Consider the following 12072-nt stretch of genomic DNA (forward strand, 5'->3'; position numbering starts at 1 on the left):
TTAGTACCCTTTTATCGAATGGAGGTTGTTCAAATGAAAAAAAGATTATCGATGTTTATAATGGTACTTGCTTTGTTGCTTTTTGTAGTTCCAGTCTCTGCACAGCAAGTATCAACAGTAGATACTTATAATACAACAGCTCAGTTTATTGTAGATAAAGCACCAAACCCTTCTTTTGGTGATGAGTGGTTTATTATTGCACTTGCACGTGGTGAATATAATGTTCCGAAAGACTATTACCAAAAATATTATGATAATGTCGTGAAGCATGTACAATCAGTAAAAAGTGACTTACACAAACGTAAATATACGGAATATTCACGTTTGATTATTGCACTCACCGCTATCGGAAAAGACCCTACGAATGTAGGCGGCTACAATTTAGTCGAAAAATTAAGCGACTTTGACAAAGTAGTATGGCAAGGTCCGAATGGTGCTTATTTTGCATTAATCGCTTTAGATACATGGGGCTTTGAGCTCCCTAAAACAGCAACAACTACACGTGAGAAACTTATTCAACATATATTATCCAAGCAATTGCCTGACGGTGGATGGGATTTATCAGGAGTAAAAGCCGATCCAGATATGACAGCAATGGCTATTCAAGCTCTTTCAACTTATAAAGATAGAGCTGATGTTAATGCAGCTATTAATAAAGCACTTGACACATTAAAAAACTTACAAGGAGCTAACGGTAGTTACCAAAGCTGGGGAACAACAAACTTAGAAAGTGTAGCGCAAGTTATTACAGCACTTGCTAGCTTAAATATTGATGCCAACAAAGATCAACGCTTTAATAAGGTATTGGTGAGCTTTTTTACCTTCTATAATGCAAAAGATGGTGGCTTTAAGCATGTTTTAACTGAGCCAGTGGCTAATGGCATGGCAACAGAGCAGGCTTCTTATACATTAGCAGCGTATAACCGGCTGATTGCAGGCAAAACAAAGTTATATGATATGTCTGATAAAAAGCCCAATAAACCATCAACGCCAGCTCCCCCTACTAAAGTGAGCTTTAAGGACATTCAATCTCATTGGGCAAAGTCTGATATCGAAGCTGCAGTAGCTAAAGGATTATTAAAGGGGTATGAGGATAATACATTTAGACCAAATAACAATTTAACTCGTGTACAGGCAGTATCAATTTTAGTTCGTGCTCTTAATTTAACGAGTTCCGGAAATGCACCTTTCACGGACATTAGCTCATTTAAAGATGAAACATTACAAGAAATTGCTGCTGCATACGAGGCAAATTTATTAATAGTAAAGTCAAATAAATTTTCGCCCTCCTCCCCTATTTCTCGTGAGGAATTAGCAGTAATACTAGCAAATGCGTATACACACAATACAGGCAATCCTTATATACCAAAAAATATCGCACCTTTGAATGATATTGGGAAGTTATCAAAGGAATCTCAGCAAGCAATAACATTCTTACATGATTTTGAAATTGCACAAGGCTCAAACGGCTCCTTTAATCCTACGAATTTTATTACTCGTGCACATGCAGCTAAAATGTATATCAATTTCTTAAAGGTAGTTGAGGAATAATATGAAAAAATATTTACACATCTTACTAGTATTGCTGTTAGCTATATTTTTAACAGCATGTAATATTCAGACAGTTGAGAAATTCGAACAAATGCAGGAACAGGAGCGGAGCGTTGACCCCCATTCTACTACTGAAAAACCTGAAGTTGAAGAACAAACTCCCTCAGTTGACAATGAGACTGTTGAGGAAAAACAGGAAGTGAAAGAGCCTGAGGTAGTTGAGAATACCCCACTCGAGGAAAAGGAAAAAAAACCTCAACAAAAAGTAGAAGAGCTAAGTGCACAGCAAAAAACGAAAAAAGAAGTAAAACAAGAAGCTGAGAAAAAGCAAGAAGTCACAAAATCATCAAGTACAAAGACTGAGCAGTCTACGACTAAGCAAGCTGATGATAAACAAAAAACAAATACAGTTGCTCCACCAACAGAAAAGCAGCAACAGCCAGCAATTCAAAAACGGACTGTAACAATTGCGATACGTGTTGATACATTACTAAAGCATTGGGATAAGTTAGAGCCCTCTCTACAAAGTGAAAACTACGTACCCAAGGACGGCATCATTTTAAAGCCTACAACATACGAGCTACTATCAGAGAAGGATACTGTTTGGGATGTGCTACAGCGTGCAACAAAGGAGCATAAAATTCAAATTGAATATCAAGGAGCAAACGAAAATATTTATAACAGTGTCTATGTAGAGGGTATTAATCATTTATATGAATTTAGTGCTGGTGAATTAAGTGGCTGGATGTATAAAGTTAACGGTGTTTATCCGAACTACGGCTGTAGTCAATACGTATTAAAAGATGGCGATGTTATTGAATGGCACTACACTGTCGATTTAGGGCGCGACTTAGGACATCATTGGGATGGTAACTAATGAAGGCATTTGAAACATTCCACCCTATCGTACTTTTTTCTTTTTTTGTTGCTACTATCGGCTTTTCCATGTTTTTTATGCACCCAATCTATTTAGCTATTACAATTTTCTCAGCAATAAGCTTAAATATAGCTTTACGCAGACAACTTTTTTTTAAGGACTGGAAGCTATATGTACCTCTGTTTTTCTTAATGGCGGTTATTAATCCGATGATTAGCCATAATGGTCAGATTGTATTGCTTTATATAAATGGCAACGCGCTTACTGTAGAAGCTATTATGTATGGTATCGCAATAGCCTCAATGATTGTAGCTATTATGCTATGGTTTAGCTGCTATAATGTCATGATGACATCAGATAAGTTTATTTATTTGTTTGGAAAAGTGTCGCCAGCATTATCACTAACATTGTCGATTTCATTGCGATTAGTTCCCCGCTTTAGACATCAGCTAACGCAAATTGTACAAGCACAAAAAGTAATCGGCATGGATTATACAGCTGGCTCACTATGGCATCGTATCAAATGTACAGTGCGTATTTTATCTATATTAATTACTTGGGCATTGGATAATGCCATTGATACAGCTGACTCTATGAAAGCTCGTGGATATGGTGTCAAAAAACGAACTGCCTTTTCTCTTTTTATTTTCGAGCGTCGTGACGGCTTCGTTTTGGCAATGATTATATTGCTTTTTCTTAGCAATTTAGCTGCGAGCTTTATTGGCATAACAACATTTTATTTTTATCCAACTTTCGGAGCAGTTAATTGGGATGCCGTAAGCATTATGTTTTATATTAGCTATTTCACTCTACTCGCTATTCCATTAGCAATCGAAATCAGGGGGGCATTAAAGTGGCGATCGTTAAAATCGACAATGTAAGCTTTACTTATCCTAATGAAGCAAATCCTATATTAAAAAATATTAATCTAGATATTCAGCAAGGTGAGTTTATCGTGCTCATAGGACAATCAGGCTGTGGGAAAAGTACATTGCTGCGCCATTTCAAACGAGAATTGCGCCCACATGGAACTATGACGGGCAATATTTTCTATAAAGACCGTGACTTGGAGCAGCTAAATACTGAAGTCGCTGCAGCGGACATTGGCTATGTATTTCAAAATCCAGATAACCAAATTGTTACAGATAAAGTATGGCATGAGCTTGCTTTTGGGCTAGAAAACTTAGGAATAGATTCACCAACAATTCGCCGCAGAGTAGCTGAAATGGCCAATTTCTTCGGCATTCAAAAATGGTTTCATCATAAAACCACCGAGCTTTCTGGTGGACAAAAGCAGTTATTAAACTTAGCATCCATTATGGTGATGCAGCCAAAATTGCTGCTGCTAGATGAGCCAACTTCGCAATTAGATCCGATAGCTGCATTGGAGTTTATTCAAACATTGCATCGTTTAAATAAAGAACTAGGTATTACGATTATTTTAATTGAGCATCGTCTCGAGGAAGTGTTACCACTCGCTGATCGCGTACTTATTATCGAGGAAGGTAGGATTTTATTTGACGGTCAGCCTAAGGAAATTTTAAATGCTTTACCCGCAAATCACGCCATGATTACAGCACTACCGACAGCTACAAAGATTTTCCACCTACTGAACGGTACGGGACCTATCCCTCTTACCATTCGTGAGGGACAACGCTGGCTTAGTAACCAGGAATACAGCTTTTCTCCCTCGAACACACTCCCTACAATAATCCAAAATAAAACAGAAATTGTATTGGAGGCAAATGATATTGCTTTTCGTTATGAAAAGAACGGAATGGATATTGTCCATCATTTTAATTTGCAGGTGAAGGAACAGGAATTTCTAACGATAATAGGTGGAAACGGCACTGGTAAATCCACAGTTCTGTCTATTTTAACTGGGCTACAAAAGCCTTATCATGGTAAAATATTTTTGTTCAGTAAGGCTTTAAAAAGCTACAGTAATAAACAATTGTACCAACAGTATTTAACTTTATTACCGCAGGATCCAAAAACATTATTTGTACAAAAAACGGTGCGTCAAGAGCTTGATGACATGGCTCATTTACATAAAGTAACAGATGCAAAAATTCAAGAAACTATTCAATTGTTCAAATTAACGCATTTATTAAATCGACATCCGTATGATTTAAGCGGTGGTGAACAGCAAAAACTAGCGCTCGCAAAGCTTTTATTAATAGAACCTAAAATTTTGCTACTAGATGAGCCGACAAAGGGGCTTGATGCACATGCAAAGGAAGAACTCGCAGATATATTAAGAGATTTACAAGCTAAAGGTATGACAATCATTATGGTGACACATGATATTGAATTTTCTGCACAACACAGCAATAGATGCGCTTTGTTTTTCGATGGTAGTATCGTATCTGAGGGTGAGCCACGAGCATTTTATAGTGGAAATAATTTTTACACAACTGCTGCGCATCGAATATCAAGAGATATATTGAGCAATGCCATTACATGTGAGGATGTAGTAACTTTATGCAGAAAAACATTCGTTTAATTATTTCACTCATTGTTATCCTTGTTTTAATTCCACTTACTTTATATGCTGGTATTACAATATTGGCTGACCGAAAATATTATTTCATTTCGATTGTCATTATGATCTTAGCGTGCGTCCCTTTTTTCTTATCTTTTGAGCGTAGAAAGCCTCAGCCACGCGAAATTTTAATCATAGCAGTGATGTCTGCTATATCAGTGGCAGGTCGTGCCTTATTTGTTGTTACACCTGCCTTTAAGCCTGTGGCAGCTATCACAGCTATCACAGGGTTTTCACTTGGTGCGGAAGCTGGCTTTTTAACTGGGGCAATTTCTGCATTAGTATCGAATATGTTTTTTGGGCAAGGTCCTTGGACACCATTCCAAATGTTTATGTGGGGAATGATTGGTTTTATTGCTGGCTTGTTAGGTAAAACTGGTATGATGCATAAAAAAATCTACCTTATATTATTTGGTATTTTTGCTGGTATATTCTTTTCATTTGGTATGGATATTTGGGGAACAATTTCAATGTACGGTGTTTTCAGCTGGAAAGCTTACGCACTGGCACTGACTTCCGCAGTACCTTTTATGATAATCTACGCAATATCTAATGTAATTTTTCTATTATTGCTAGCTAAACCGATTAGAGAAAAACTAGATCGAATAAAAAATAAATATGGAATTTTACAATAAGCCATTGTGGTTAAAAGTTGACTATTTCTTAGTCAACCTAGTCACAAAAAATAGTTAAAATCTTTGTAAATCTGTTATTGTGAAAACATAATCGAATATGATGAAGTGCAGATAAAAGCCCACTATGTGAAATAGGTACTTATTGTTAGAGACGATTATTTCAACAGGCAGCTTGCTAAAAATGAGTTCAGTATTACATTGGACTCATTTTTTAATGAAACTTTATTTCAAAACTATAATTGTTATAGAGAAAGAGAAAGTCACCGCCTGCCGCTCCAATCAACGGAATCGATTTTTTAAAAACGAATATAAAAATGTAATTTGACGTATTTATTCGTATTTATTATTAAAACAAGTAATTATGAAATTGACTCAACTAATAGCGTATATTTCTTTTTTTCTTTTCTCACAATCACTTTTCTCCTTTCTACCTTACTGGGTATCTGCACTCCTGAAGACTAAATTTCAACAAGTATTAAAAGGACCACATAACCACATAACTAATCAATTGTTTTTATCTAGTAATTATATTCTGACATAACAATAGAAAAAACACCTTAAAATTGCTGAGAGGCTTTTTAACCTCTTTTCCAATTTCAAGATGTTTGACTGACTATTCTATTACGCCGAATGTTCACGCTTCCACAATTGACTTTAATATATGTTCACTAATTAACTTTTTTTCATATTCTCTATTAAATCCAACAATCTTTGTTTCGTACTATCGGCTTCTTCTTCAAGCATTTTAAAATTATAGCCTGATTTATCTTGGTTAACTTCTACCTCTAATAAGTCTCCCTCTTTTGCATTTACCGTAAATTTATTTTTTAAGATGACTAGCTTATTTGCTTTATTATCCTTTTCGAATAGTACAACAAAAAAATCATCAAAATGATGTAATACATATCTCTTTGCACTCACTGCGAACGTCCTCTCAATCCAATAATAAAAAATTATGTTTAAATCCAAACTTTTGTCCCAAGTATCATTTTACCCTATTTCATGTTCTTTTTTAACTAATACTGTTTTCTTTTTTCATTTCCTTGTTAAAATTGTGACTATTTCAACAAAACTGGTCAATACTAACGAGGAACTTTTAAGAAATGGGAGGGTTTTATATGAAAAGGGATAAATCGTTTAATTCACCTAATAAGAAGAAAAAAAACAATGTTACAAGTGAAAATTATCTAGAGTATCCAAAGCTAGATGAACAGCAGAAGAAACAGCTTCAAGTAAAAGATGGTCAGAATAATCATCACATAGATGAGCGTGGCGGTTTTTAAAAAGCTTAAAAAGCTACTTCCCCTTGTAGTATTGGGAAGTAGCTTTTATCTTATACAAATTTAATCATTTTATAGTTTTTCTTACCGCGGCGAATAATCATAAACTCATCTTCTAGTCGATCTGCTCCACTTACTACATATGCAACATCTGTAATTTTTTCTCCATTAATAGAAATGGCACCATTGGTTACATCCTCACGCGCCTGCCTTTTAGATGGTGACACTGTAGCCTCTACTATGAAGTCTACAATAGTTTTTTCTTCTTTAGTCATCTCAATAGAAGGTACATCTTTAAAAGCATCTTTCATTTCTTCTGCAGTCAAAGCTTTCAAATTACCACTAAACAACGCCTGAGAAATTCGTATTGCTTGGTCTAATGCATCCTGTCCATGGATGAGACGAGTCATTTCTTCTGCTAAAGTAATTTGTGCTTTTCTTAAATGAGGTTCATTTTCAACCGTTACTTCTAAAGCCTCAATTTCTGCTCGCTCTAAGAAAGTAAAGATTTTCATGTATTTAATAACATCTGTGTCTGCTGTATTAATCCAAAACTGATAAAACTCGTATGGAGATGTCTTCTTTGCATCTAGCCATACCGAACCTGATGCAGACTTACCAAATTTAGTTCCATCTGCTTTCGTAACTAATGGAATGGTAATACCGTATGCCTTCGTATTATCATCATGGGTTTTACGAATCACCTCTAAACCAGTAGTAATATTCCCCCACTGATCAGATCCACCTACTTGAACTCGACATCCAAAATGATCATATAAATGATTAAAATCAATTCCCTGAATAAGCGTATAAGCAAACTCAGTGAAAGAAAGCCCTGTATCTAATCGAGAAGCAATAGAATCTTTCCCAAGCATATAGTTGATGTTAATCAGTTTTCCAAAATCACGTAGGAATTCAATCACATTCATGGAGCCAATCCAATCTCGGTTATTAACCATTTGTGCACCGTTTTCAGAATGAAAATCAAAAATTTGCTCCATTTGTTTTTTTATCCCCTGGACATTCATATCAATCTGTTCGGTTGTTTGTAATTGACGTTCCTCTGAACGGCCAGAAGGATCCCCAATCATTCCTGTTGCACCACCAACTAGAAGAATCGGTCTATGTCCGTGCATTTGGAAACGTCTTAGAGTTAACAATGGGACGATATGTCCAATATGCATACTATCTGCCGTCGGATCCACTCCACAGTACAATGAGATTTTTTCCTTACCTAGAAGCTGCTCCATACCTTCAGCATCTGTTTGTTGGTATAAAAGACCTCTCCAAGCTAAATCATCTAATAAATTCGTCATTAATATTACCTCCTTAAAATAAAAAAGTCCCTACATGATAAATAATCATGCAGGGACGCTGAAATCAATTAGCGCGGTACCACCCAGCTTGAAGGATTTACTCCCTCCGCTTCAATCACCGTATCGTTGTGAGTACGTTTAACTCCAAGCCTGTAATTCGTTTTTATACACTGACTAGCTCTCACCAACCGCTAGCTCTCTTCACAGTATGCATAAGCACTACTTCGGACTTTTCTTTGTTAAAATATATACCTATTTTACCTAATCTACGTTGTATGTCAATAACTATCGTCTAACAATATGTGCTTATGGTATAATAGTTCAAGATTTAGGGGGCGAGAATTGAATGAAGAAATGGCAAAAAAAAATACAGATCTATAAAGATAAATTGGATGCGTGGGAATCCACAAAATGGGCTAAGGGATTAAGAATATCCTCCGGAGTTATATGGAATTTATGTCTACTTTTCATTGTCGGGCTCCTAACAATGGGAGTATTCGGTCTATCTGTCGGCGCAGGATATTTTGCTTCATTAGTAAAAGAAGAACCACTACGTGATAAGGATGAAATGCGAAGTGCTGTATTTAACTATGAAGAGACATCTGAAGTCTATTTTGACGGGAATGTGTATTTAGGTAAATTACGTACTGATTTAGAAAGAACAGAAACAAAATTATCAGAGGTTTCCCCTTATGTAATTGATGCAGTACTTGCGACAGAGGATGAGTATTTTGAAGTGCATAATGGAATTGTTCCAAAAGCGATATTCCGCGGATTACTTCAAGATGTATCCAATTCTGATACACAAACAGGTGGATCAACATTAACACAACAATTGATCAAAAACCAAATATTAACAAACGAAGTTTCTTACGAACGTAAGGCTAAAGAGATATTATTAGCAATGCGCTTAGAGCACTTTATGAACAAAGATGAAATACTAGAATCATATTTAAATATTATCCCTTATGGGAGAAATTCTAATGGGAGAAATATTGCAGGGATAGAAACTGCGGCAAATGGAATATTTAATATAAAAGCAAAAGATCTTTCTTTACCACAAGCAGCCTACATTGCGGGTATTCCACAAGCTCCATTTGCTTACACGCCATTTCGACAAGGTGGAGAGATTAAAGAAGGAAAAGCTCTACAGCTTGGCATTGAACGGATGAAAACCGTTCTATTCCGGATGAATGAAACTGGTTATATTACAGATGAAGAATACAATAATGCGGTTAGCTATGATATTACTAAAGATTTTAGAGAGCCGGAAACTGTAGCTGAAGATAAATACCCTTGGCTGACATACGAAATTGAAAATAGAGTCAAAGATATTTTGAGAGATAAGTTTGCTGAGGCAGACTCAATCGATCCTGCTAGGTTAGATAAAGAAAAAAAACTTTATGATAAATATGATATTTTAGCACAGCGCTCTATTAGTACGGATGGATACCGTATTCATACTACGATCAATAAAGACATGTACGAAGCTATGTTAAAAGTAAGAGATGAATTCGAATATTATGGTCATACCTTCCAGAAGGAAGTAAAAGATGAGGATTCAGGAGAAATAGTTTTAAAAGACTTCCCTGTTCAAGTCGGTGGGATGCTAATAGAAAATGGCACAGGTAAAATTCTTTCCTTCCTGGGAGGAAGAGATCATAAACTTGATAAAGTAAACTACTCTACACAAGGTATCAGACCAATAGGTTCTACGATTAAGCCACTATTAGTATATGCACCTGCGATAGAATACGGGGTAATAGGTGCAGGAAGTCCAGTAGTTGATGTGAAGTTGGATAATTTAAGTAGTACCACATGGGCAAAATCTCCATCTAACTATACAACAGAACAAGAGTTAGGTATTATTTCTGCTCGAGATGCTTTAACAACGTCTCAAAATTTGTCTACTATTCGGTTATACGATTTAATCATGGATCGTAAGCCTACCGATTTCTTAACAAAAATGGGATTTGAGCATATTGGAGAAGCTGAGTACGTTAATCACGCACTTTCCATTGGTGGGATGACCAAAGGTGCAACAATCGAGGAAAATACTAATGCATTTGGAACATTTGCAAATAATGGTCAGTTTATCGATGCCTATATGATTGAAAAAATTGAAGATGTAGACGGCAATGTAATCTATCAGCATGAAGTGGAAGCTGTACCCGTATTTAGCGCCGCTACTTCCTATATTATTACTGATATGTTAAGAGATGTACTTTCTGAAGGGACTGCAAAATTAGCAAACTCTAGATTGAAGTTCCAATCTGATTTTGCTGCAAAAACTGGTACGACACAAAATCATAATGATTCATGGCTAGTTGGCTATAATCCAAATGTTTCTTTAGGAGTTTGGTTGGGTTATGGAGATGATACACAAACATTATATTATATGAATAATCGTTACAATCACCCTAGTGTACGTATCAATATGTTCTGGTCTAATATGATGAACGCTATGTATGATGTGAATCCTGAACTAGTAGATGCTTCTACTAACTTTACAGCACCTGAAGGAGTGGTTACTAGATCCTTCTGTGGAATTTCAGGATTAGCAGTTTCAGATGCATGTTCTCAAGCTGGCCTAGTGAAGTCAGATTTATTTAACGCTGCTGTATTATTACCAACCGCAAAAGATGATAGTTTAATCTCTTCCTCATACGTAGAGATAAACGGAAACAGATATCGTGCGCTCGATACTACACCTGGTGAATTTGTTGTAAGTGGTGGTTATGGAGTAAACGAAGACTTTATTAAACGTATGCTTGGCAAATTTGGAGGCAACGCTTCTAAGCTATTCCCTACAAAATCTGCATTTGGAGGAAATGTAGTTTCTGAGGAAGTATTTAATGCTGACGGAAGTCCACCAGCTACAGTAACAGCAACAATGACTAATGGAACAATTACTTGGTCTAAGTCCACTTCTGGGGATGTTGTCGGGTACCGAGTGTATGAGGTTGGAAATGGACAAAGAACACTTCTTTCTTCAACCAAAGTTGCTGCCGGAAATAGTTTACCTATTAATCGAGCAGGTCAATTTATCGCTGTTGCTGTCGATATCACTGGATTAGAATCTGGTTCATCTAATATTGTATCCATAGAGGCTGCAGAACCACCAGAACCAGTAGTGCCACCAACAGTTCCAGGAGATAATGAAGAGAATCCTGTGACACCTCCTGTTATAGATCCAATTGATCCACCTGTTGAAGAAAATCCTGTCACTCCTCCGGTAGAGGAAGAACCATCTTCTCCGGGTGATGGCGGAGTGTAATTAGAACTAATTGAAAATATAGCAAGAGCCCAGATTCTATTTAGAATTGGGCTCTTTTTTCCATTAAATGGACAATACTTACCGTTCACTAACCTAGTATCAAATAAAAAAGAGCATAATGTTCAAATTAATGTTACAGTTAGAAAGAATATTTTAAAAGTGAGTAGGCGGACAAATATGATTGAGGTAAAAACATCTCCATTAAGTGATGGAGAATTTAATAGAGGGGTATTTGCTAAATGTGATATCAAAAAAGGAGTGCTTTTCCATGAAGCACCTGTCATTTCGTATCCAAACGACCAGCATCAATACATTGAGCAAACCATACTTGGTGATTACGCTTTTGAATATGGGATAAATCATTCTGCTATCCTTCTTGGTTATGGAATGTTGTTTAACCATTCTTATGAACCTAATGCAATGTACGAGATTAACTTTAATAATCACACATTTGACTTCTATGCTTATACAAATATAAAAGCAGGAGATGAAATTTTAATCAATTACAATGGTGACATTGATAACAAAGATAAACTGTGGTTTGATGAGGAATAAAGAAGACATAGGACATTTTTAACGATTCACCTTCCT

The 12072-nt window shown here is 36.2% G+C and carries 10 protein-coding genes and 1 other annotated feature; of the genes, 8 read left to right on the plus strand and 2 right to left on the minus strand.

What is annotated here, in order from left to right:
* The first annotated feature begins 33 nt into the window (after positions 1-33).
* From KD050_RS03540 to KD050_RS03560, 5 genes are read left to right on the plus strand one after another with little or no spacing between them, the layout of a single operon-like run.
* Positions 34-1551 (plus strand): S-layer homology domain-containing protein, encoded by a 1518-nt coding sequence (locus tag KD050_RS03540; protein WP_211894883.1) that lies wholly within the window; start codon positions 34-36, stop codon positions 1549-1551.
* 1 nt (position 1552) lies between these two features.
* Positions 1553-2428 (plus strand): DUF4430 domain-containing protein, encoded by an 876-nt coding sequence (locus KD050_RS03545; RefSeq protein ID WP_211894884.1) that lies wholly within the window; start codon positions 1553-1555, stop codon positions 2426-2428.
* Complete coding sequence (locus KD050_RS03550; protein WP_211894885.1) at positions 2428-3309, plus strand: energy-coupling factor transporter transmembrane component T; 882 nt, start codon at positions 2428-2430, stop codon at positions 3307-3309. The genes KD050_RS03545 and KD050_RS03550 overlap by 1 nt, the downstream gene beginning before the upstream one ends.
* Positions 3282-4934, plus strand: a complete 1653-nt coding sequence (locus tag KD050_RS03555) for an ABC transporter ATP-binding protein (RefSeq protein WP_211894886.1) — start codon at positions 3282-3284, stop codon at positions 4932-4934. Before KD050_RS03550 ends, KD050_RS03555 begins: the two co-directional genes overlap by 28 nt.
* Positions 4913-5608, plus strand: coding sequence for an ECF transporter S component (locus tag KD050_RS03560; RefSeq protein WP_211894887.1), 696 nt, complete (start codon positions 4913-4915; stop codon positions 5606-5608). Before KD050_RS03555 ends, KD050_RS03560 begins: the two co-directional genes overlap by 22 nt.
* Positions 5609-6280: 672 nt before the next feature.
* Here the strand turns inward: KD050_RS03560 and KD050_RS03565 are convergent.
* A complete protein-coding gene (locus KD050_RS03565; RefSeq protein WP_211894888.1) occupies positions 6281-6529 on the minus strand; it encodes a hypothetical protein in 249 nt (82 codons plus the stop codon).
* A 197-nt stretch (positions 6530-6726) separates the two neighbouring features.
* Here KD050_RS03565 and KD050_RS03570 point away from each other — a divergent pair, with 197 nt between their 5' ends.
* Positions 6727-6891, plus strand: a complete 165-nt coding sequence (locus KD050_RS03570) for a hypothetical protein (RefSeq protein WP_211894889.1) — start codon at positions 6727-6729, stop codon at positions 6889-6891.
* Positions 6892-6941: 50 nt separating this feature from the next.
* Here the strand turns inward: KD050_RS03570 and tyrS are convergent, their stop codons facing one another.
* Positions 6942-8204 (minus strand): tyrosine--tRNA ligase, encoded by a 1263-nt coding sequence (tyrS, locus tag KD050_RS03575; protein ID WP_211894890.1) that lies wholly within the window; start codon positions 8202-8204, stop codon positions 6942-6944.
* A 48-nt stretch (positions 8205-8252) separates the two neighbouring features.
* Positions 8253-8450 (minus strand) — a binding site (T-box leader).
* Between the two features lie 100 nt (positions 8451-8550).
* Here tyrS and KD050_RS03580 point away from each other — a divergent pair.
* Positions 8551-11481 (plus strand): transglycosylase domain-containing protein, encoded by a 2931-nt coding sequence (locus tag KD050_RS03580; RefSeq protein WP_211894891.1) that lies wholly within the window; start codon positions 8551-8553, stop codon positions 11479-11481.
* Positions 11482-11658: 177 nt separating this feature from the next.
* Positions 11659-12036: an SET domain-containing protein gene (locus tag KD050_RS03585; RefSeq protein ID WP_211894892.1), complete on the plus strand. Its 378-nt coding sequence runs from the start codon at positions 11659-11661 to the stop codon at positions 12034-12036.
* Positions 12037-12072 lie beyond the last annotated feature (36 nt).

This window comes from Psychrobacillus sp. INOP01, assembly GCF_018140925.1.
GTDB lineage: Bacteria > Bacillota > Bacilli > Bacillales_A > Planococcaceae > Psychrobacillus.

Coding starts and splice junctions, on each gene's coding strand:
- KD050_RS03540 (WP_211894883.1), top strand. CDS start 34: ATGAAAAAAAGATTATCGATGTTTATAATGGTACTTGCTTTGTTGCTT.
- KD050_RS03545 (WP_211894884.1), top strand. CDS start 1,553: ATGAAAAAATATTTACACATCTTACTAGTATTGCTGTTAGCTATATTT.
- KD050_RS03550 (WP_211894885.1), top strand. CDS start 2,428: ATGAAGGCATTTGAAACATTCCACCCTATCGTACTTTTTTCTTTTTTT.
- KD050_RS03560 (WP_211894887.1), top strand. CDS start 4,913: ATGCAGAAAAACATTCGTTTAATTATTTCACTCATTGTTATCCTTGTT.
- KD050_RS03570 (WP_211894889.1), top strand. CDS start 6,727: ATGAAAAGGGATAAATCGTTTAATTCACCTAATAAGAAGAAAAAAAAC.
- tyrS (WP_211894890.1), bottom strand. CDS start 8,204: ATGACGAATTTATTAGATGATTTAGCTTGGAGAGGTCTTTTATACCAA.
- KD050_RS03580 (WP_211894891.1), top strand. CDS start 8,551: ATGAAGAAATGGCAAAAAAAAATACAGATCTATAAAGATAAATTGGAT.
- KD050_RS03585 (WP_211894892.1), top strand. CDS start 11,659: ATGATTGAGGTAAAAACATCTCCATTAAGTGATGGAGAATTTAATAGA.